The organism is Planctomonas sp. JC2975 (genome assembly GCF_012985205.1).
Taxonomy (GTDB): Bacteria; Actinomycetota; Actinomycetes; order Actinomycetales; family Microbacteriaceae; genus Humibacter.
Genome location: NZ_JABEKS010000004.1, coordinates 72,110 through 94,833, shown reverse-complemented (window position 1 = coordinate 94,833; position 22,724 = coordinate 72,110). Strand labels below are relative to the sequence as shown.

At 67.6% G+C, this 22,724-nt stretch carries 14 protein-coding genes; 8 read left to right on the top strand and 6 right to left on the bottom strand.

The window, feature by feature from the left end; translation table 11 throughout:
• The first annotated feature begins 242 nt into the window (after nucleotides 1-242).
• The 4 genes from HII28_RS18485 (at nucleotide 243) to HII28_RS18470 (ending at nucleotide 8,504) form a co-directional block, all read left to right on the top strand.
• Complete coding sequence (locus tag HII28_RS18485; protein ID WP_240978392.1) at nucleotides 243-2,264, top strand: beta-galactosidase; 2,022 nt, start codon at nucleotides 243-245, stop codon at nucleotides 2,262-2,264.
• Nucleotides 2,261-4,555 carry an alpha-xylosidase gene (gene yicI / locus HII28_RS18480; protein WP_170027338.1) on the top strand — a complete coding sequence of 765 codons (2,295 nt, stop codon included), beginning with the start codon at nucleotides 2,261-2,263 and terminating at the stop codon, nucleotides 4,553-4,555. Before HII28_RS18485 ends, yicI begins: the two co-directional genes overlap by 4 nt.
• A gap of 56 nt (nucleotides 4,556-4,611) precedes the next feature.
• Nucleotides 4,612-7,125 (top strand): glycoside hydrolase family 3 C-terminal domain-containing protein, encoded by a 2,514-nt coding sequence (locus tag HII28_RS18475; RefSeq protein WP_170027337.1) that lies wholly within the window; start codon nucleotides 4,612-4,614, stop codon nucleotides 7,123-7,125.
• Between the two features lie 1,073 nt (nucleotides 7,126-8,198).
• Nucleotides 8,199-8,504 carry a hypothetical protein gene (locus HII28_RS18470; protein ID WP_170027336.1) on the top strand — a complete coding sequence of 102 codons (306 nt, stop codon included), beginning with the start codon at nucleotides 8,199-8,201 and terminating at the stop codon, nucleotides 8,502-8,504.
• A gap of 283 nt (nucleotides 8,505-8,787) precedes the next feature.
• Here HII28_RS18470 and HII28_RS18465 read toward each other — a convergent pair whose 3' ends face one another.
• The 6 genes from HII28_RS18465 to HII28_RS18440 form a co-directional block, all read right to left on the bottom strand.
• Nucleotides 8,788-11,160: a glycoside hydrolase family 3 N-terminal domain-containing protein gene (locus HII28_RS18465; protein WP_170027335.1), complete on the bottom strand. Its 2,373-nt coding sequence runs from the start codon at nucleotides 11,158-11,160 to the stop codon at nucleotides 8,788-8,790.
• 101 nt (nucleotides 11,161-11,261) lie between these two features.
• Complete coding sequence (locus tag HII28_RS18460) at nucleotides 11,262-13,361, bottom strand: GMC oxidoreductase (RefSeq protein ID WP_170027334.1); 2,100 nt, start codon at nucleotides 13,359-13,361, stop codon at nucleotides 11,262-11,264.
• Complete coding sequence (locus tag HII28_RS18455) at nucleotides 13,348-14,238, bottom strand: carbohydrate ABC transporter permease (RefSeq protein ID WP_170027333.1); 891 nt, start codon at nucleotides 14,236-14,238, stop codon at nucleotides 13,348-13,350. Before HII28_RS18455 ends, HII28_RS18460 begins: the two co-directional genes overlap by 14 nt.
• A complete protein-coding gene (locus HII28_RS18450) occupies nucleotides 14,235-15,197 on the bottom strand; it encodes a sugar ABC transporter permease (RefSeq protein WP_170027332.1) in 963 nt (320 codons plus the stop codon). Before HII28_RS18450 ends, HII28_RS18455 begins: the two co-directional genes overlap by 4 nt.
• A gap of 92 nt (nucleotides 15,198-15,289) precedes the next feature.
• Nucleotides 15,290-16,612 carry an extracellular solute-binding protein gene (locus tag HII28_RS18445; RefSeq protein WP_170027331.1) on the bottom strand — a complete coding sequence of 441 codons (1,323 nt, stop codon included), beginning with the start codon at nucleotides 16,610-16,612 and terminating at the stop codon, nucleotides 15,290-15,292.
• A 252-nt stretch (nucleotides 16,613-16,864) separates the two neighbouring features.
• Nucleotides 16,865-17,971, bottom strand: a complete 1,107-nt coding sequence (locus tag HII28_RS18440; RefSeq protein WP_170027330.1) for a substrate-binding domain-containing protein — start codon at nucleotides 17,969-17,971, stop codon at nucleotides 16,865-16,867.
• Between the two features lie 281 nt (nucleotides 17,972-18,252).
• Here HII28_RS18440 and HII28_RS18435 point away from each other — a divergent pair, with 281 nt between their 5' ends.
• The 4 genes from HII28_RS18435 to HII28_RS18420 all read left to right on the top strand — a co-directional run bounded on the left by HII28_RS18435 (nucleotide 18,253) and on the right by HII28_RS18420 (nucleotide 22,588).
• Entirely contained in the window at nucleotides 18,253-19,443 is a 1,191-nt protein-coding gene (locus HII28_RS18435; RefSeq protein ID WP_170027329.1) for a Gfo/Idh/MocA family oxidoreductase, read from the top strand.
• A gap of 51 nt (nucleotides 19,444-19,494) precedes the next feature.
• Entirely contained in the window at nucleotides 19,495-20,514 is a 1,020-nt protein-coding gene (locus HII28_RS18430) for a sugar phosphate isomerase/epimerase family protein (protein WP_170027328.1), read from the top strand.
• 176 nt (nucleotides 20,515-20,690) lie between these two features.
• The gene (locus tag HII28_RS18425) at nucleotides 20,691-21,482 is read left to right on the top strand and encodes a ThuA domain-containing protein (RefSeq protein WP_170027327.1); all 792 of its coding nucleotides are present in this window, start codon (nucleotides 20,691-20,693) and stop codon (nucleotides 21,480-21,482) included.
• The gene (locus HII28_RS18420) at nucleotides 21,479-22,588 is read left to right on the top strand and encodes a Gfo/Idh/MocA family oxidoreductase (protein WP_346769409.1); all 1,110 of its coding nucleotides are present in this window, start codon (nucleotides 21,479-21,481) and stop codon (nucleotides 22,586-22,588) included. Before HII28_RS18425 ends, HII28_RS18420 begins: the two co-directional genes overlap by 4 nt.
• The last annotated feature ends 136 nt before the right edge of the window (nucleotides 22,589-22,724 follow it).

The following is a 22,724-nucleotide window of genomic DNA, read 5'->3' as shown; positions in this document are numbered from 1 at the left end:
GAACGTGGCACCGTTTCGATCGAGTGCACGCGAGCGTTTCGACACCGCGTGGACACGACTCGTCTGCATCTTATAAGGTCTCTCTGGTGAAGCGCTTCGATGACGTGGCAGATGGGTTGCCCGGACAGACCCCCGAGACGGGTCGGCCGTCGCGCGCGGGCTCCCGGCTGCCGGTCGGAGGGCTCGGAGCAGACAGTGCCGCGAGGGCCGCTGTGCCCCCCGAAGCGGGGACTTTCCAGCAGTTGACCGACGAATTGGGCCTGTGCTTCGGCGGCGACTACAACCCGGAGCAGTGGCCTCGCGAGGTCTGGACCGAGGATGTCGACCTCATGGTCCGCGCCGGCGTCAACTTCGTCACGGTCGGAGTCTGGTCGTGGTCGACAATCGAACCGGTTCCGGGAAAACGCGAGTTCGGCTGGCTCGACGAGGTGCTCGACCTCCTGCACGGCAGCGGAATCGCCGTCGACCTCGCCACGCCGACGGCCTCTCCGCCGCCGTGGCTGGGGATCCGTCATCCGGAGACGCTGCCCGTGAACCGGGACGGGGTGCGACTGGCGGCTGGATCTCGTAATCACTATTCGCCGGCATCCGCTGTGTACAGGGAGCACGCCCTGGCGATCACCCGCGACCTGGCTGGGCGGTATGCGACGCATCCGGCGGTGCGCATGTGGCACGTCGGCAACGAGTACGGCGAGGTGGACTACGGAGACGAGGCCGCTCGCGAGTTCCGCAGCTGGCTGAGGGCGAAGTACGGATCCATCGCCGCGCTCAACGAGGCGTGGGGGACCGCTGTGTGGTCCCAGGGCTACGCGTCGTTCGACGAGATCGTTCCGCCGCGGGCCGCGCCGTACCTGATCAACCCGGCCCAGAAGCTGGACTTCAAGCGCTACTCGTCCGACCAGCTGCTGGCCTGCTACCGCGACCAACGGGACGCGATCCGCGCGGCCGGAGCGACGCAGCCGATCACCACCAACTTCATGGGCTTCTTCCATCACGTGGACTATTGGTCGTGGGCCGGCGATGTCGACGTGGTCGCCGACGACCAGTACCCCGACCCCGCCTCGCCCGATGCGCCGAGCGATACGGCGCTCGTCCAGGACCTGATGCGCTCTCTTGGTGGAGGCCGTCCCTGGCTGCTCATGGAGCAGGCCATCAGCGCCGTCTCCTGGCGGGAGCACAACGTGCCGAAGTCGCCGGCGGACGCCCGCCTGAACTCCTTCCAGGCGGTCGCCCGTGGTGCCGAAGGCGTCTGTTATTTCCAGTGGCGTCAGGCGCGGAGCGGTCCGGAGCGCTTCCACTCAGCTCTGCTGCCGCACGCGGGTGCTGACACCGACGTGTTCCGTGGGGCGGAACTGCTCGGCGCCGACCTGAAGCGGATGCGACAGGTTGTCGGCGGGCGCGTCACCGCGCGCGTCGGCATCCTCTTCGACTGGCCGTCGTGGTGGGCGGGCGAGGAGGATGCCGTGCCCTCCGCGCGACTGAGGACCCTCGAGCAGCTGAGACGCTGGTACCGCGTGCTGTGGCGCCACGGAGTCGCTGCCGAGGTGGTGCGATCCGGTTCGGAGCTGAGCGGATACGACGTGGTGCTCGTACCGCACAGCTATGTGATCGAACCGGATTCCGCCGACGCGCTCTCACGCGCGACCGCTGCAGGGACCCTCGTGGTGGTGGGTCCCTTCAGCGGGGTGGCGGACGCGAGCACCAACATCCTGCAGGGCCGCTTCCCTGTGCTGCTGCGCCACCTGGTGGGCGTGAGCGGCGAGGAGTGGGGCGGTCTGCCCGACCAGCCGACGCCGCTGGCGATGGAGGCGGACTGGGATGCCGCGCCCTCCGGAGGCGGCACCGCCACCGTCATCGGCGAGCGCCTCCGTACGGAGGGCGCCGAGGTGCTGGCGAGGTTCGCGGGCGGGCCGTATGCCGGGCATCCCGCGATCACCCGCAACACCCACGGTGCCGGCACGGCCTGGTACCTGGGCGCAGTGCTCTCGGATGACCTGCTCGCCGCAGTCCTCGAGGAGGCGCTGCGCGAGGCGGGCGTGACCAACGCCCTCGGCGCGAGCGTGCTGCCAGGGAATCCGCTGCCCGACGGGCTCGAGGCAGTGCGCCGCGGACCCGCCCTCTTTCTCATCAACCACGGCCACGAGAGCGCTCGGATCCAGCTGCCCGTGCCGATGAGCGACCTCCTGACGAATGAAGAAGTCGACCGGATCGCGGCGCTGCCGCCGCGGACGGTCCAGGTGCTGATCGAAGGGCGCACTACGTGAAATTCACCGATGGATACTGGCTCACAAGGCCGGGCCTGACCCCGCTGTATGCCGTCGAGGTCGACGACATCCGTGCCGACGACGAGGCCGGCACGATGACCGTCTACGCGCCGACGAAGCCCATCAGAGGCCGCGGAGACACGCTGAATCTCGCGATGCTGACCCTCACCTTCTCCTCTCCGATGCCGGGGATCATCAAGGTGCGGGCCGAGCGGCACGCAGGGGCAGTGCACCACGGCCCGGACTTCGAGAAGTTCGCGCAGGCATCCTTCCGCCCGTCGATCGAGATCGGCGAAGAGGAGGGCGTGCTCACGTCGGGAGACCTTCGCGTGCGCGTCTCGCGCTCTGGTGCCTGGCGGTTCGACTTCGAGCACGGCGAGACGGTGCTCACGAGTTCGCAGTCGCGTTCGGTCGGGCATGTCACGCGCGGTGCGACGTATCCGCAGACCCCGTCCACGTGGATGCACCAGCAGCTCTCGATGGAGCCGGGCGAGCGCATCTACGGTCTCGGCGAGCGCTTCGGCGCGTTCGTGAAGAACGGTCAGGTCATCGACACCTGGAACGCCGACGGCGGCACGTCGAGCGAGCAGGCGTACAAGAACATCCCGTTCTATCTGAGCAGCCGCGGATACGGGGTCTTCGTCGACGATCCGGCCGACGTCTCGTTCGAGGTGGGCAGCGAGGTCAACTCGCGCGTGCAGTTTTCGGTCACCGGCGAGGCGCTCGACTACTACGTGATCGCCGGTCCGAAGCCGAAAGACGTGCTGCGGCGGTACACGGCGCTGACCGGGCGTCCGGCGGAGGTGCCGGCGTGGTCGTTCGGCCTCTGGCTGACGACGTCGTTCACGGCCAGCTACGACGAGAAGTCGGTGAACCAGTTCGTCGACGGCATGGCCGAGCGCGACATCCCGTTGAGCGTCTTCCACTACGACTGCTTCTGGATGCGCGAGTTCCAATGGACCGACTTCGAGTGGGATGCCCGGTTCTTCCCCGATCCTGAGGGCCAGTTGTCCCGGCTGCACGAGAAGGGCCTGCACATTTCGGCCTGGATCAACCCGTACATCGCGCAGCGGTCGGTCCTCTTCGCCGAGGCTGCGGAGGCGGGATACCTGCTCAAGCGCACCGACGGCAGCATCTGGCAGTGGGATCTCTGGCAGGCGGGCATGGGTCTCGTCGACTTCACGAACCCCGCCGCGAGCGAGTGGTACATCGGCAAGCTGGAACGTCTGATGGACCAGGGGATCGACGCGTTCAAGACCGACTTCGGCGAGCGGGTCCCCGTGGACGACGTGGTCTGGCACGACGGATCGGATCCGCGGCGCATGCACAACTACTACGCGAAGCTCTACAACGGAGCCGTGTTCCGCGCTCTGGAGAAGCGCCGCGGCAAGGGCGACGCGATCGTGTTCGCGCGCTCGGCGACGGCCGGATGCCAGCAGTTCCCCGTGCACTGGGGCGGCGACTCCGACTCCTCGTACGCCTCGATGGCCGAGTCCCTCCGCGGGGGCCTGTCGCTGGCGATGTCGGGCTTCGGCTACTGGAGCCACGACATCGGCGGATTCGAGGGCACCCCGGATCCGGGTCTCTTCAAACGCTGGCTGGCCTTCGGCCTGCTGTCATCGCACTCGCGCCTGCACGGATCCGACTCGGTACGCGTGCCGTGGGCGTTCGACGAGGAGTCGGTGGACATCGCTCGCGAGTTCACCAAGCTCAAGATGCGGCTCATGCCGTATCTCGCGCACGCGGCATCGCAGGCCGTGGACGACGGAACGCCGATGATGCGTCCGATGGTGCTCGAGTTCCCCGACGATCGCGGCGGATACGACGCCGACTGCCAGTACATGCTCGGCGACAGCCTGCTCGTCGCCCCCGTGTTCACTGCAAACGGCACAGTGGAGTACTACCTGCCGGAGGGCAGCTGGACGTCACTGCTCGACGGATCCACACGCGACGGCTTTCGCTGGCACAGTGAGCGTCACGGCTTCCACTCGCTGCCGCTGCTCGTGCGTCCCGGAACGGTGCTGCCGTTCGGTGCGACGGATGACCGTCCGGACTACGACTGGGCTGCCGGCGTGACCCTGCGCTGCTTCGACCTGCCTGACGGGTACGACGCGGTCACCGTCGTGCCCGGTCACGACGGGGCGGCGGAGACGTCCTTCCATGTGCGCCGCACCGGATCCGTCGTCACGGCCTCGAGCGAGAACGCGCGGGCATCGTGGTCGTTGCAGGTCGGCGACGCGGTGGCCACTGCATCCGGTTCCGGCGTGCTCAGCGTCACCGTCGCCGTCTGAACCGAGACCTCAGAACCCGAGTACCCGAGCACCAGCTATCCACCAGGAGATCAACGATGACCGACAGCGAAGCTGCCTTCCGCCGCACCGACCTGCCGCTCCCGGAGCGCGCACGCGACCTGCTCGAACGGCTCACCCGCGAGGAACGCATCGCCATGCTGCACCAGGCTGCGCCCGCGATCGAGAGGCTCGGCATCCGCCGCTTCCACACGGGATGCGAGGCGCTGCACGGGGTCGCCTGGCTCGGAACCGCGACCACGTTCCCGCAGGCCGTCGGGCTCGCGGCGACCTGGGACACCGAGCTGCTGCGGAAGACCGGCGAGGTCGCGTCCCTCGAGGTGCGGGCCAAGCGCGCCGCCGACGATTCCGTCGGGCTCAACGTCTGGGCACCCGTCGTGAACACGCTGCGGCACCCAGGCTGGGGACGGAACGAGGAGGGGTATTCGGAGGATCCGCAGCTCACCGCCCACTTAGGTACCGCGTACTCGCGCGGCCTTCGCGGCGAACACGAGCGGGTGTGGCGCACGGTTCCGACGCTCAAGCACTTCCTCGCGTACAACAACGAGACGGATCGCTCGACCACGTCATCCGAACTCTCGCTGCGCACGCTGCACGAGGAGGAACTGCCGGCGTTCCGTGAGCCGCTGGAGAGCGGCGCGGCCGGAGCGATCATGCTGTCGTACAACAGAGTGAACGGAATCGCCGCGCACACCCAGCCCGAGCTCGTCGCCGAGGCGCGTTCGTGGTCCGACGAGTCGATCGCGGTGGTGTCGGATGCCGGCGCCCCCACACTGCTGGTGACGGCTCAGCGCGAGCAGCCCGACCACGTGTCGGCGACGACGGCGCTGCTGCGCAGCGGCATGGACTCCTTCACCGACAACGACGCGAACGCCGCGCCCACCATCGGCTACGTGAACGAGGCGCTCGCCGCCGAACGCCTGACCATGGACGACGTCGACACCGCCGTGCTCCGCATGCTCGAGCTGCGGTTGCGAACCGGCGAGTTCGACGGGGATGCCGACCCATACGCATCGATCACCGCCGACGACCTCGATCTGTCGGCATCGCGCGAACTGGCACGCGAGGTGGCTGGCAGCGCCGTCGTGGTGCTGCGCAACGACGACGCGGTGCTCCCGTTGGCGGAACCCGCCACCATCGCTGTGGTCGGACCACTGGCCGATGCCGTGCTCATGGACTGGTACTCGGGCACTCCGCCCTACGAGTTCGGGCTGGCAGCAGGGCTGGCCGACCGCTATCCGGATGTCGGCGTCAAGACGGTCACCGGCGCGGACACGATCGCGCTGCGGTCGGCCTCGACGGGCCGCTACGCGACGGTGACCGCCGATGGATCCCAAGTCTCTGCCGAGTCCGAGGTCGCCGACGACGCGACGGCGTTCGACGTCACGGACTGGGGCGACGGCATCCTCACCCTCCGCGCGCACGCCAGCGGACATTTCCTCACCGGAGCGACATGGCCGATGCAGGCGTCGGCGGACCACGTCGGCGAGTGGGTCGTGCACGAGAGCTTCCGCAAACACGTGCACGCGGACGGATCGTGGTCGCTGCTCAACCTGGGCACCGGCCGATGGGTGAAGGTGCTGCGCGACTCCGGCCTGTTCGTGGCTGAGGGAGTCACGATCGAGGAGGCCGAGCGGTTCACGGTGCGCACGCTGGTGTCAGGAGCGGATGCCGTTGCTCGCGCCGCAGCATCCGCCGACGTGGTCTTCGTGGCCGTCGGCAACGAGCCGCACCTCTCCGGACGCGAGACCCAGGATCGCCCGCACCTGTACCTGCCCGAATCGCAGGCAGAGCTCTACCGGATCGCCCGGTCCGCGAACAAGGAGACCGTGTTGACGATCATCTCCAGCTATCCCTACGTGTTGCCGCACGGAGTGGACGACGCGCCGACGGTCGTCTGGTCGAGTCACGGCGGGCAGGAGCTCGGACGCGGTCTGGCCGACGTGCTCAGCGGCGACCGCGAGCCGCGCGGCCGGCTGGCGCAGTCCTGGCCGGCGCACCCGGATCAGGCGGGCGACCTCTTCGACTACGACACGACGCGCCAGCAGGCCACGTACCGGCATCAGCCGAAGCCCTACGCGTTCGGATTCGGCCACGGCTGCACGTACTCGCGCGTCGAATACGAGTCGATCGAGCTGGACGACACGACGGTGGATGCGCCGGAGCCGACCCACCGGCACGCCGCCTTCTCACCGTACGACGGCGAGCAGACCGTCACGGCGACCGTCCGCGTGGTGAACGCCGGCGATCGGGATGCCGAGGAACTGGTGCAGTTGTATGCGATGTCGCCTGCGGACTCGGAGATCTCCGCGCCGCGCCGCATCCTCGTGGCATACGAGCGTGTGCGGCTCACCGCCGGCGAGCGTCGCGATGTGAGCTTGACGTTCTCGCCTGCGCGTTTCGCCGTCTGGGACGACGCGCTCCGCCTCCCGGATGCCCCGGCCGACTGGGTCCACGCGGGCGCCCTCCGCGTGCAGCCGGGCATCTACACCGTCGCGGCCGGCCCGTCGGCCGACGACCTCCCGGTCGAGGCCCCGCTCCACGTGGCCTGAGGGCCGGCGCTCCGCGCCCCCTACCGCCCCGCCCGAGGGTGCCCGTTCCTCCTTCCGAGGGTGCCCGTTCTTCCGCCCGAGGGTGCCTGTTCCTCCGCCCGAGGGTGCCCGTTCTTCCGCCCGAGGGTGCCTGTTCCTCCGCCCGAGGGTGCCTGTTCCTCCGCCCGAGGGTGCCCGTTCTTCCTCCCGAGGGTGCCTGTTTCACCGCTCGGGGGTGCCGGTTCCTCTTCCCGAGGGTGCCTCTTCCTCCGCTCGAGGGTGCCTCTTCTTCCGCTCGAGGGTGCCTGTTTCGCAGGCAGAGGGTGCCCGTTTCGCCGCCGGGCGCGTCTCGTCCTCCTCGCACAGCGTGAGTCACCCATTCGTGCACAGATTCCCTTCGCCGGGCCCCCGCCGACGCGGGGTTCCCGCATCGTGGACGGATGCCAGACAACAGAGTGCCGACACACCTCACGGCCGCCGCGCCACGGCCGGAGCAGCGCCGGTTGTATCGGGCGGTGGAGTCCGGAACGCTCGTTCGCTTGAGGTCGGGTGCGTTCGTCGATCCGGCGGGTTGGGCCGAAGCTTTTCCGACGGGACGGATCCGAGCGAGGGCGCACGCAGTTGCGGCACGGGCGGCCGGTCCGCCGCCGATCTTCTCGTCCACGACTGCGGCGGCGCTACGCGGGCTCCCGGTCGTCGGTGTGAGGGATGACTGCGTGCATGTCATCGCGCGCGGAGTCAATCCGCAGAAGTCCCGCGGGGATGTCATCCGGCACCACGTGCCACTGAGCGACGATGACACCGAGGAGCTGGACGGCATTCGGGTCACAACTTTGATCCGGACCGTATACGACGTGATACGCGAGACCTCTCCGGAGTGTGCAATTGCCGTGTGCGACGCGGCGTTCCGGCTGGTCGCATGGGATGACGACCGTCGAATGGTCGATACCGAGGCAGCCGATGCCTTCAGATCCGATTTGTGGCGGAGGGTGAACGCGGGCGCAGGCGCGCGAGGGATCCGTCAGGCGAGAGACATCGTGAGGATCGCGGATCCTCGTGCGCAGCTTCCGGGGGAGAGCATCAGTCGGTTCTGGATGCGGCTGCTCGGCGCGCCGTCGCCGGTGCTGCAGCATCCGGTCCGCATCGGGCCAGATGCCTACTGGCTGGACTTCGCGTGGCCGAAGCTCAAGAAGTTCGGAGAATTCGACGGCGTAGCCAAGTACTTCGATCCCGGAATGACGGGCGGCCGTCCGCTGGACGAGATCCTCGTGTCGCAGCAAAGGAGACAGGCGGCCATAGAACGGGCAACGGGCTGGACCTGCGTGCGCTGGACGAACGTCGAGTTGTCGAACATGGATGCGTTCGCTCGCTTCTTGAGGCGCTCACGGATTCTCCCCTGAGGCGATGAGGCACGAGCACGCTCGAGAGAGGAGACGGGCACCTTCGAGAGAAGAAACGGGCACCTTCGAGAGAAGAAACGGGCACGTTCGGGAGAAGAAACGGGCACGTTCGGGAGAAGAAACGGGCACGTTCGGGAGGAGAAACGGGCACGTTCGGGAGGAGAAACGGGAACCCTCGGGAGGAGAAACGGGCACGTTCGGGAGGCGGAACGGGCACCCTTGCGTGGGGGTGCGCCCCGAAGGACGCACACCCCACGCGACGGAGAGCGCAGGCGACGGCGCGCTAGCCGATCGTGACCGGGACGCGCAGCGTGCGCGTGTGATCCACGCGGCGTAGCGGACCCGTCAGCGTGACAGGCAACCCGAAGCGGATGTCGCCACTCGAGGCACCGAGCCGCAGCTCGAGGTCACCGGGCTCGACGACGCGCGTGTAGTCCCGTCCGGTGAACGCCGCGATGTCGGCGCTCACCCGGAACGACACGCGAGTGCTGGCGCCCGCCGCCAGCGGCACGCTCGCGTATCCAACGAGACGGTTCACCGGGCGCACGACGGATGCCACGGGATCGTGCAGATACAGCTGCACGTTCTCGATCCCGTCGCGTCCACCGGTGTTGGTGACGGTGAGCGACACCGTCAGCTCGCCGGACGTGGTCGTCTCGGAAGCGTCGGTCGTGGCATCCGTCCACTCGAAGGAGGTATACGAGAGGCCGTGCCCGAACGGGAACGTCGCGGTCGGGTCGATGTTGGAGACCTCGCTTGGTCCGGCGAGCGGGGCCGCGAGGTACGTCGCAGGCTGACCGCCTTCGAGCGACGGGATGCTCACGGGCAGTCGTCCGCTCGGGTTCACCCGTCCGCTGAGCACGCCCGCGATCGCCGGTCCGCCCTCTTCCCCGGGGAAGAATGCCGTCACGATCGCTGCCGAGCGCTGCGCCGCGGATCCCAGCGAGTACGGGCGTCCCTCGACGAGCGTCGCGACGACCGGCGTTCCGGTCTCGATGAGCGCGTCAAGGAGATCCTGCTGGCGACCGGGCAGGCGCATGCTCGCTGCGTCGCATCCCTCGCCGGATGTGCCACGGCCGAACAGCCCGGCGTGGTCGCCCAGCACCGCGATCACCAGGTCGGCGTCGCGGGCCGCAGCGATCGCGCGGTCAATGCCTGCGGCATCCGCATCGGCGACGCCGTCACCCTTGCCGTCGACGCTGACCGCCGGCTCGAAGCCGATGACGGCGCCCGGGAACTCGGCGCGCAGGCTCTCGAGCACGGTGGGCAGCTCGATGCCGATCGGCACCTCAGGGTGAAGCGTGCCGACGTGGCTCGGGAACGAGTAGCAGCCGAGCATCGCGAACTGGTCGTCTGCGAGTGGTCCGACCACGGCGATGCGGATGTCCGTCGCCGCCTGCAGAGGCAGCGTCCCGTCGTTGCGCACCAGCACAACGGCGCGTTCAGCGACCTCGCGGGCGAGGGCGCGGTCTTCGGCGGTATCCAGCTGGATGCGGCCGCGCACGGCCTCGATGTCTGCGAGGTCGGCATCCGTCCAGCCGTCCGGCAGCGGCGACCAGTCGGGGTCGAGCATGCCGAACTCGGCCTTCTGCAGCAGCACCCGCCGAAGCGCACGGTCCACGAACGCCTCGTCGAGCTCGCCTGTCTCGACCGCGGCGACCAGAGGGTCGCCGTACGCCTTGACCGTCGGCAGCTCGACGTCCACACCGGCCTTGAGCGCGGCAGCAGCTGCCTCAGCCCAGGTGCCGGCAACACCGTGCAGCGTCTTGAGGAAGGCCACCCCGAAGTAGTCGGCGACCACCGTGCCGGTGAAGCCCCAGGTCTCGCGGAGCAGTCCGGTGAGCAACGTCTCGTCGCCTGCGGACGGCACGCCGTCCACGTCGGTGTACGCGTGCATCACGCTGCGAACGCCGCTGTCGCGCACGGCCAGCTCGAACGGTGGAACCATCACATCGTTGAACTCACGGCGTCCCATCGACACGGGCGCGAGGTTGCGGGCGGCCTTCGATGCGGAGTATCCGATGAAGTGCTTGAGCGTGGCGACGATGCCCGTTGACTCCAGACCGCGCACGTAGGCGGTGGCGATGGTGCCGACGAGGTACGGATCTTCGCCGATGGTCTCCTCGGTGCGACCCCACCGCGGATCCCGGGTCACATCGAGCACCGGCGCGAGGCCCTGGTGCACGCCGACGGACCGCATGCCGGTGCCGATCCGCTTCGCGACCCGCTCGATGAGCGATGGATCGAACGTCGCACCCCACGACAGCGGCACCGGATAGTTGGTGGCGCCCCACGCGGTGAAGCCCGCGAGACACTCCTCGTGCGCGATGGCGGGGATGCCGAACCGGTTCGCCGCCACGATGCGCTTCTGACTGCGTGCGAGCGAGACGACGCCGACAGCGGCATCCACAGGAGCGGAGCCGAACGACCGAGTCAGCTGACCGAGCCCGTGGGGGAGGATCTCGTCGAGCTCGACCGCATCCTCATTCATGTCGTGTTGGAACGGCGCCACGTCGCCACCCGTCGGCGACGAGGCCACCCACACGCCGTAGAGCTGCGCGACCTTCTCGCGCAGCGTCATCTCGGCGATGAGTGCCTCGACGCGCTCCGCGGCGGGCAGCGCCGTGTTGTGCCAGCGCGCGCTGGTCTCGGTCATGGTGGTTCCTTCCGTGTTGCGGGAGTCGGATGTCTCGGGCGACCGCGGTGCTGTCCGTCTCGTGTCGCCTGTTCATGATCCGTCGAATGCGGGTGGTTCGTTTACCGGGGCCACTCCGCGACGAGGTTCTCGGCGACGCGGAACGCGTTCGCCACGATCGTGAGGGTCGGGTTCACCGAGCCGTTCGTCGGGTGCAGCGACGAGTCGCAGGCCACGACGCGGTGGCTGCCCCACACACGACCGTAAGGGTCGGTGGCCGAGTTGTCCGACGACGTTCCCATGCGGGCGGTTCCGCACGAGTGCTCACCGGCGGCGGATGCCGTTGCCGGACCGCCCTGTCGCCTGATGTCCGTGATGCCGGCGGCCGCCAACCACGTTGCGCCCTGCACGGCCAGTCCGTCCTCCACCTGCTGGCTCGTCCAGTGCACTTCCTTGCGCAGGGCTGCGCCAGGGCGACCCCAGCGATCCTTCACGGATGCCAGTGTCACCCGGGACGTCGGCATCGGGATCTCCTGCCCCATCGCGAACACGCCGAACAGGTTCGCGCGTCCGCCGCGCATCCATTCCTTGTGGCGAGCACCCCATGCCGGGGTGCCGGGACCCGGCTGCCCGGCCGACGTCAGCGGCAGCAGTCCCATCAGGTCGACGATGACGCCGCCGCCCCATGGCACCGTCGCCGCATGCACGTGGTCGAGCGTCGCGACGGAGTGTCCTGGTCCGATGTACGGCTTCACGGGCTCGGCTGCGTGGCCGAGCACGGTTGCGGTGCGGTGATCGTGCAGGTAGCGACCGACGTGATCGTTGCCGAGACCGCTGGCGAGCAGCAGGCGGGCGGTCTCGACGGCACCTGCCGAGACGACGACCACGTCGGCACTGACGGTGAGCTCGACGGGGCGCTTCGTGGCATCCGCCATGATCGTCACGCCGGCGGCGCCGACGCCGTCGCGCACCTCGACCACCTCGGCGTCGGGCAGCAGGTCGCAGAGACCGGTCGCGATCGCACGGGGGATGAACGTGGACTGCGAGCCGTTCTTCGCGTCAACAGGGCATGTGTTTCCGATGCACTGAGCGCAGCGCACGCAGGCGGCTCGGCCGTCCCAGGGCTGCGAGTTGATGGCGAGCGGAATCGGCCCCCAGCCCCAGCCCAGACGGTCCGCGGCCGAGCCGAGCAGCTCACGCGACGGCTCCGTTCCCATCGCGGGCATCGGATATCCGGCGGAGCGAGGCGTCCGAGACGTGAGCCCGCCCTCTTCGCCTGCAACGCCGAGCTCCCACTCGGCCTTCGTGTAGTACGGCTCTAGCTCGTCGTACGAGACGGGCCAGTCCGCGAGGCTCGCGCCGTCCGGGTTGCCGTACAGCGACGCCATCCGGAAGTCCTCCGGCATGAACCGCCATGCCATTCCCTGCCAGATGCGGGTCCCACCGCCGATCGTGTCGGCGTTCAGGCCGTACAGTCCCGCGTCACCGGTTCCGTCGATCAGCCGGTCGCCGTCCGGGGTCTGAGCGACCCGCGGATGCCCCGGCCCGGGACCGACGGTCGGCCAGTACACGGCATTGCGTTTGCCGTGCAGGTGATCCCCTCGGATCTCGTCGGCCCTGAGGTACGGAGCACGCTCCACGAGCAGCACGTGCTTGCCGGCGGCGGTGAGTACCTGGGCGGCGACACCGCCGCCCGGACCCGAGCCCACGATGATGGCGTCGTAGTGCGAGTGCACCTGCGCCGCCGTGACCGTCTTCAGTGGTTCCGGCTCTATGGGGGTGACGCCTTCCGGCGCACCGCGGAAGCCGACCATGTCGAGCCCTGCCGGATGCCTGCCATCCGACGACGCGTAGTACCCCTCCCAGCTCACCCGACGCAGTGCGTCGAATGCCCTTGCGCCTGATCCGGACTCGATCATCGCGAGGATCGCGTCTTGTTCGTCCACTCCAAGAGCGGCGAAGTCTGCGGCGCCTGTGCGCCGTGCCTCGTCGTCGAGGCGCGCTGCGAGCGAAAGGAGCTCGGGCCACGCCCACAGGAGATCGCGGTCGGCAGCGATCGGATCGTCGGTCAGGTACTCGCGCACGCCGCCTTCCCAGCCGGCTGGCCAGGCATCCGCGGGAATGATGCGGTCGATTGCGGCCCTCAGTGCAGGAAGGGCGGCCGCGCGAGCTGCGCGACCGCCCTTCTCCGCTGAAGCGGCGCTGAGGTCAGCGTCCGGCAAGGGACCCTCCGATGCCTCCGACACTGAAGTACTTGTTCAGCACGGAGAACACGATGATCGGCGGCAGCATCATGATGACGGCCACCGCCATCACGAGGCCCCAGTTGGTCTGGTTCTGTTGGAAGAACGTGTTCAGACCGATCGGGAGCGTGTAGTTCTGGTCGCTGCGCAGGAACACCACGGCCACGAGGTAGTCGTTCCAGGCCAGCAGGAACGAGAAGATCGCGGTCGAGAGGATGCCGGGCAGCGAGTTGCGCAGAACGACTCGCGTGAAGCTGCCGAAGACGCTTGCTCCATCGATCCATGCCGCTTCTTCGAGGGTGATCGGGATGGAGTCGAAGTAGGCGGCCATCATCCAGATCGCGACCGACATGGTCGATCCGATGTAGATGATCGTGACGCCGGCGAGGTTGTCGACCAGTCCGATTTTCGCGAACAGGAAGAACAGCGGGATGACGGCGGTCACGACCGGCAGCGACTGCACGATGAACAGGATCAGCGCGTATCCGGAGACCAGCTTGTTGCGTCCGCGGGAGAGCACGTAGCCGGCGGGAGCGGCGACGATCACGGCGATCACGACGGTCACCAGGGCCACGATGAGGCTGTTGGCCAGCCATGTGCCGACCGATGTCTGGCTGAAGACCTGACCGTAGTTCTCGAACGTGAGCCCGGTCGCGCTCGATCCGAGCGAGGGGGTCAACGACAAGAAGACGACGGCGACGATCGGCACGAGCACCACAACCGTGATGACCAGCACGATCAGGAGGCGCCACCATTTGCCGCGTTCGCCGAGTTCGTCGAGCCGACGACGTTTTCCGGTCGCGACTCCGAGGTGGAGTTCGCCGGTGATCTGGTGGGTTTGGGTTTCGGTACTCATTCGATGTTCGCCTTCTGGGTCTGGCGGTACAGCAGCACCGAGATGATGACGAGGACGATGGTCATGATGAACGCGATCGCCACACCAGGACCGACCTGGTAGTTCTGGAACACGGTCACGTAGGCGAGGACCACGAGCGACTGCGTGGCACCGACAGGGCCACCGCCGGTGAGCAGGAAGATCGTTGGGAAGTCGTTGACGCAGAAGATGGTCATCAGGATCCACGACACGTACGTGGTGCGGGCGATCATCGGCAGTGTGATCTGCGTGAACGTCTGCCACGTTCCCGCGCCGTCGACTCTGGACGCTTCATACACGTTGGTGTCGACCGACGCCAGCGCCGAGGACATCATCATCATCATGAACGGGAAGCTGATCCACACCTTGAACACGCAGACGGTGACCTGCGCGAGGAACGGATCGGCCAGGAACAGCACATTGCCGAACCCGAGGGCCTGGGCGAGCATCGGCAGCGGCGACTGCGGTGTGGCCACGAGCCAGTTCCAGCTGGTTGCTGAGACGACCGTGGGAACGACCCACGGTAGAAGCAGCAGGACCTTCCAGAGCCCGGCAGCCGGGATGCGGGTGCGCAGCAGGAGCGCGAGTCCGAGTCCGGCAGCCCAGCTGCCGAAAACTCCGACGACGGTGAACACCAGAGTGAACAGGGCAGCGTGCCAGAACGCCGGCTGCTGCACGACGTCGATGTAGTTCTGGAACCCGACGAAGGCGCCCGCATCGATGAGGTCGCCATTACGGGTGGACTGCCAGCCTGCGTAGATCACCGGATACAGGTTCAGCAGAATCAGCAGCAGCAGTGACGGCAGCGCGAACAGCAGGAAGGTCCAGGTGTGGGAAATGGAACGGCCACGTTTGCCGGTACTCGGCGAACGCCCCGTTCCAGCGACCCCCACGCCGTTCCGCGCCTTCTTCAGGGCGCCGGTCACGGACTCGGTCGACATTGAGCTTCTCCTTCGACAGCTTCAGAAAGGGTGGTACTAGCGAAAACGGGTGGGCCCCGGCTCTCGCTCAGGGCCCACCCGGATTCATCTCGCTACTTCATCAAACCTTCGATGGAGTTCTGCAGCGTGGTCAGAGCCGTCTTTGCATCCGTCTTACCACCAAGGATCGACTGCGCAAAGGTGATCATCGGCTGCGTGCCGTCCACCGTGTTGGCGATGTTGTAGAACAGACCCTTTCCGCCCGGGGCTGCCCAGGTGCCGTAGATGGGGTTCCAGTCGGCGAGGATCTTCACCGTCACCGGGTCGTTCTTGAGCACCGAGGTGTTCGCGATCGACTTCAGCGGGGGGAGACCGATGCCGGTCTTGTCCGTCCACAGCTTGGACATGTTCTTGTAGTAGTACGTCATGAACGCCTCCGAGCCCTTCTGGCTGGGGGTGTTCTTGTACATCATGATGTTGTTCGGGAAGTACAGGCCACCCTTCTTGCCCGACGGGCTCGTCAGCGGGTCGCCGACCACCAGATCGCTCGCCGTAGCGGCGTTCACCGAGGCGCCCAGTCCGGCGCCGTCCCAGCCGTAGCCGAACTTCTTCGCGTTCCACTGGGCCTGAACGTTGGCGCTCGTGTAGGTCGCCGCCGCCGGGTCCGAGTAGCCGTTCTGCACGAGCTCGAGCACGTACGTCATCGCCTCTTCGTTCTCAGAGGTGACGCAGTCGGGCTCCTTCTTCGAGTTGAAGAGGCCTCCACCGTTGTTGATCATGAACGCGGTGAGGATGTGGCTGCCGGTGAAGTTACCGGCTCCCGAGCCGAGACCGAAGCCGTAGACGCCGATCTTCTTCAGAGCGGCGCAGACTGCCTTGTACTCGTCCCACGAGGTCGGCACGTCGACGCCGGCCTGCTGCAGGAGCGACTTGCTGTACCACGAGCAGCGAACGTCCAGGTTGTACGGCACAGCCGCGTAACCCTGGTCGGTCTTCATCGTGTCGAGAAGGCCGTCGAGGAAGTCATCCTTGATGCCGTTGCTGCCCCACGAGTTGATCAGGTCGTCCGCGTAGGCGATCTTGCCCTGGTGGGCGAACTGGAACGCCTGCGTGCCACCGCCGGAGCTCACCGCGGGGCCCGTGTTGGAGGCCACAGCGGAGGAGAACGTCTGGGTGAAGTTCGCCCACTGGATCTCCTGGTAGGTGGCCGACGGGAGACCGCTCGCCGGCTTGTAAGCCAGGGTGATCTTCTTGTCGGTGGGGTTGAACTGCGTTCCACCCCAGGGCATGTTCCAGAACTTCAGCGTGCCGCCTGTGCTGCTGCTTCCGCTCGTGCCGCTAGAACACGCGGCGAGGAGGGTGGTGGCGGCAACGCCGCCCGCGAGGCCGAGGAAGCCCCGTCGGGTGAATGCTGCGCCAGTGGATTCCGATGCCATTATCAGATCCCTTCCGTCCGACCGACGTGGGGCGTCGATCGAGATTCGTCGTTGAATGTCAGGTTTGGTGCGTTGGCCGGGCCACGTCTTCCACAGCCGTCCTGGTTATCTTTCAGTCTTTTGTTGGACGTGTCAACATTTTATGAGGGGCTTCCAGGCGTGTCGTCGACATCTGAAATCAAGATGTGATGAAAGTCGTGGGAGCGCTCTCACGCACACGCTATACGACGATCCGTCGTGCGGCCAAACCCGTTACCGAGCCGTTGTGGTGGACTCGCGCACGACGAGCTCGGTGGCCAGTTCCTCACGGGCCGAGCCGGCGGGCGCTCCGGCCCTCAGCCGCAGCAGCATGCGCATCGCGGCGGATGCCATGTCCTCGATCGGCTGGCGCACCGTGGTGAGGCCGGGGGTCACCCACGCCGACTCCGGAAGGTCGTCGAACCCCACGATGCTGAGGTCGTCCGGCACCCCCAATCCGAGGGCCCGGGCGGCCTGATAGGTGCCGAGCGCCATCTCGTCGGAGCACGCGAACAGGGCGGTCGGACGTTTCCGGAGCGCAAGCATCCGTGCGGCAGCGACTGCCGCACTCTCTCTCCGCCAGTCGGCGCTCTCGATGAGCTCCTCAGGGAGCGGGATGCCGGCCTGTTCGAGTCCGGCGCGGAAGCCGTCCACCCGTGCGCGGCCGTAGCGGTAGTCGCCTGATCCCGCGATGAGGCCGACCCGGCGGTGGCCGAGTGCGGCCAGGTGCGCGGCCGCGGCGTAGCCGCCTGCCCAGTCGGTGGTCCCGATGCTGGGCACTCCTGATGCGGAGTCCGCCGAGGGATCAAGGAGCACCAGCGGGATGCCCGCAGCGCTGAGCACCTGCAGCTGCGTGCGACTCGGGCTGAGCAGTGCGACGGTCGCTCCTCGGGACTTGCGAGCCAGGATGCGTGCGACCCAGTCGGCACCTGCATCCTGCTCCGGTCGTGCCACGGTGACCACGACGTCGAGGCCGGCGGAGGCCGCTGCCCGCTCGGCCCCGTTGAGCACGAGGTTGGCCCACGACCCGCTGACCTTGCTGATGACCAGATCGACGAGGCCCCCGGTTTCGCGATCGCGCTGGGAGCCGGAGCGGTGCCTCCGGCGATAGCCGGTCTCCTCGACGAGGCGCATCACGCGCTCGCGGGTGGCGACGGAGACGTCGGAGCGTCCGTTCAGCACCTTCGAGACCGTCGGCACTGTGGTCCCGGCCAGTCGCGCAAGTTCGGCCATGGTGTGCGCCTGATGGCCAGAACCGGAGCGTCGAACGTGATCGCCCGAGGCGGTCGCAGCGGCCTCGGCGCCCGTTCGCGCCTCGTGGTGCGGCTCGCCATCGGTCATGAGCACATGCTAAGTCATAGTTGCGCAACTTTGCCATCGAACTTCCGCTTGCTTCCCGCGTACGCCGGTGCGATGATCAAGCGAACAGTGTCTTCTGGCTTCGCCTGAGTTGCGCAACTACGAGCGCAACTGAAGTACAGCAGTCGATCGGACGAAGATTCGGCGAACGGCTGACCGACACGGCACGAACAGACGACGTGCGAGCGTATCGGCGCATGAGTGGCTGAGACGCGGACGTCGCAGAGATGAACAGCACTCAAGAACGCCACGAAGGAGTCGCGATGGCAGACAGCACGCCGCAGTTGCGTGTCGGCATGGTCGGGTACGCATTCATGGGGGCGGCGCATTCGCATGCCTGGCGTACCGCGCCCCGGTTCTTCGATCTGCCGCTCGCCCCGCAACTCACCGCTGTCGCCGGGCGCAACCTGGCGGCCGTGACCGAGGCGGCGGAGCGGATGGGCTGGCAGAGCGTCGAGACCGACTGGCGCCGACTGCTCGAGCGAGACGACATCGACCTCATCGACATCTGCACCCCAGGCGACACGCACCGCGAGATCGCGATCGCCGCTCTCGAGGCCGGCAAGCACGTTCTGTGCGAGAAGCCGCTGGCCAACTCGGTCGAAGAAGCGGAGGACATGGCGGATGCCGCGCGCAAGGCGGCAGCCAACGGGGTGTTCGCGATGTGCGGGTTCACCTACCGCCGGGTTCCTGCCCTGTCGTTGGCCCGTCGCTTCGTGCGGGAGGGCCGGCTCGGCGAGATCCGCCACGTGCGCGCTCAGTACCTGCAGGACTGGCTGAGCGATGCTGACGCTCCTCTCACCTGGCGCATGGACAAGTCGAAAGCGGGCAGTGGCGCGCTCGGCGACATCGGCGCGCACATCATCGACATGGCGCAGTGGGTGTCCGGCTCCGACATCACCGGGCTCTCCGCGATCATGAACACGTTCGTGACGGAGCGTCCGGTCGGCGGCGACCTCGTCGGCCTGGGTGGCAAGGGATCCGCGGACGGCGCCAAGGGACCGGTCACGGTCGACGACGCCGCGGCCTTCACGGCGCGATTCGGCAACGGCGCGTTCGGCGTCTTCGAGGCGACGCGCTTCGCGCTCGGCCGCAAGAACGCCATCCGGCTGGAGATCAACGGATCCAAGGGCTCCGTCGCGTTCGACTTCGAGGACATGAACGTGCTCGAGTACTTCGACGGATCGGACGACGCCGAGGCGCAGGGATTCCGCCGCATCATCGTGACAGAGCCCGTGCATCCGTATGTCGCCAACTGGTGGCCGGCCGGACACGGGCTCGGCTACGAGCACGGGTTCACGCACCAGGTGGTCGACCTCGTCCGCGACATCGCGGCGGGCGAGCAGCCGCATCCGTCGTTCGACGACGCACTGCAGGTGCAGCGCGTGCTGGCAGCGGTGGAGGAGTCGGCGGGCGAGGGGTCCGCGTGGACGGTCATCCCGTCTGCGCGCTGACGATCATTCAGCAAAGCACACGATGAATCTCTTGACGAAGGAGGAAGGACGATGACGCGTCCGATCACCCTGTTCACCGGCCAGTGGGCCGACCTGCCGTTCGAGGAGGTGGCGCGCCTCGCGGGTGAGTGGGGCTACGACGGCCTCGAGATCGCCAGCTGGGGCGATCACCTCGACGTCAATCGCGCTGCGACCGATCCCGCGTACGTGGCGAACCGTCTCGAGATCCTCGAGCGCAACGGGCTGAAGGTCTTCACCATCTCGAACCATCTGGTCGGCCAGGCCGTCTGCGACGACCCGATCGACCAGCGGCACGAGGACATCGTGCCGCCGCACGTGTGGGGCGACGGAGATCCGGAGGGCGTGCGTCAGCGCGCCGCCGAGGAACTCAAGACGACGGCCCGCGCCGCTGCGGCACTCGGGGTGAAGACTGTCACCGGGTTCACCGGATCCAAGATCTGGAAGACCATCGCGGGCTTTCCGCCTGTTCCCGACTCGATGATCGAGGACGGCTACCAGGACTTCGCCGACCGCTGGAACCCCATCCTCGACGTGTTCGACGAGGTGGGCGTGCGGTTCGCGCTGGAGCCGCACCCGAGCGAGATCGCATTCGACTACTGGTCGTCGAAGCGCACCCTGGAGGCGATCGGCAACCGCGACGCCTTCGGCTTCAACTTCGACCCGTCGCACTTCGTGTGGCAGCAGATCGATCCGGTGACCTTCCTGCAGGACTTCTCGGACAAGATCTTCCACGTGCACTGCAAGGAGTCGGTCACGCAGCTGAACGGCCGCAATGGGCGCCTCGCATCCCACCTTCCATGGGGAGACCCGCGTCGCGGCTGGGACTTCGTCTCCACCGGACACGGCGAGGTGCCGTGGGAGCCCATCTTTCGCACCCTCAACTGGATCGGCTACGACGGCCCGACGAGCGTCGAGTGGGAAGACGCGGGCATGGATCGTCTCGTCGGCGGACCCGAGGCGCTGCAGTTCGTGCGCAAGCTCGCCACGATCACACCGCCGGCCGAGGCCTTCGACGCGGCCTTCTCGCAAAGTCGCACGGTGGAGCTATGAGCGAAGGCCATTTCTGGCCTTCGCCGCGACCCTCCCTCTTGCTCGGCCGGACGGCGGAACAGCGCCGCCCGGTACCGGCTCGAGGGGCCCAGCGCTGACCGCCGTCTCAGCGGTCATAGGTACTGGAAACTATGAGCCGGCCCCGAGGCGGCCTGATACAACAACGAAAGTGAAACATGACTGACGCAACACGTCGCGCGCTCATCGTGCGCGGCGGCTGGGACGGGCACGAGCCCGTCGAGACCACCGACTCCTTCGTGCCGTTCCTGGAAGCGAACGGCTTCGAGGTGCGCATCGAGGAATCCCCGGCGATCTACACCGACGAGGCGTACATGGACACCGTCGACCTGCTCGTGCAGATCAACACCATGAACACCATCGAGCGCGAGGAGATGGCCGGCCTCGACCGTGCCGTGCGCAACGGCATGGGTATGGGCGGATGGCACGGCGGCATCGCCGATTCGTACCGGAACAACGCCGACTACCTGCACATGATCGGCGGCCAGTTCGCGCACCACGCGAACAGGGCCCCCAAGGATCAGCTGGCAGGCGAGCAGGCCGACAACTACATCCCGTACACGGTGCAGATGACCGAGCTCGGCAAGGTGCACCCGATCACCGCGGGCGTCGCCGACTTCGACCTCGTCACCGAGCAGTACTGGGTGCTGAGCGACGAGCTGAACGACGTGCTCGCCACCACGACGCAGAGCGTGCGCCCGTGGGATGCGTGGCACCGTCCGGTCACCGCTCCGGCGATCTGGACGCGCCTGTGGGGCGATGGCCGCATCTTCGTGTCGGCGCCCGGCCACAAGCTCGAGGTCGTCGACGACCCGAACGTGCGCGGCATCATCGAGCGCGGCCTGCTCTGGGCTGCGCGCGGATCCGGCCAGCCTGCACCGAGCGCCGCCGACGTCAGGTCAGGCACGTTCCCATCAGGTGACGACGAGGAAGAGGAGTCCGGCGAGTGAGCGAGCAGGAAGCCGGCGTTCTGCGTCTGGGCGTCATCGGCGTCGGCAACATCAGCAACCAGTACTTCACGCACATCCCGAACCTGCCGAACCTGAAGCTGGTCGCCGTCGCAGACGTCAACGAGGAGCGCGCTCGCGAGGTCGCGGCCGAGCAAGGGGTGCGTGCACTCACCGTCGACGAGCTGCTGTCGGATGCCGACATCGACGCTGTGCTCAACCTGACGATTCCGCAGGCGCACGCGGCCATCGGCATTCGTGCCATCGAGTCGGGCAAGCACGTGTACGGCGAGAAGCCGCTCGCGCTGAACCCCGCCGAGGCCGAGCCGCTGCTGGCGCTCGCCGCCGAAAAGGGGCTGCGCGTCGGCAGTGCGCCGGACACGGTGCTGGGCACGGGAATCCAGACGGCGCGCAAGGCACTGGACGACGGGGCGATCGGGCAGCCGATCGCAGCTGCGATCCACTGGAGCGCTCCCGGTCACGAGCTGTGGCATCCGGCGCCGGCCTTCTACTATCAGCCGGGCGGCGGCCCGCTCTTCGACATGGGCCCTTACTACCTGAGCAGCATCGTCACGCTCTTCGGTCCGGTCGCTCGTGTCTCCGGTGTCGCCACGACATCGGCGCGCGAGCGCTCCGTCGCGACGGGTCTGCTGGCGGGCACCGCGATCCCGGTGGATGTCGCCACCCACGTCAGCGCACTCCTCGAGCACGAGAACGGGCTGACGACGACCATCACGATGAGCTTCGACGTCTGGAAGTCGCGCGCACCGCTCTTCGAGGTGTTCGGCACCGAGGGAACCATGTCGGTTCCGGATCCCAATCGATTCGACGGCGATGTGGAGATCGCGCCGGCGGCGACCCGCGAGTGGGAGACCATTCCGGTGTCGGCCGGGTGGGCGGACTCCGGACGCGGATACGGACTGGCCGACATGGCTCGCGGCATCGAGACCGATCGTCCGCACCGGGCGAGCGGTGACCTGGCCTTCCACGTGCTCGAGGTGATGGATGGCATCCTGCGCGCCGCCGAGTCGCATTCGGTCGTCGAGATCGCCAGCAGTGTCGAGCGCCCGGCGCCGGTACCGCTCGACTCGACGCCTAGCACCTGGTAGTCAGCAGATCGGCCCGGAGCGTCTTCGTGCCAGCTGGCCGTCCGTTGGCCAGCACCCCACCCTCTGTTGCTACTTCAGGCAGAGAGCCTGTCCGACTGCATATCGCAGCCGGGCAGGCTCTCTGCCTGAACTGCGT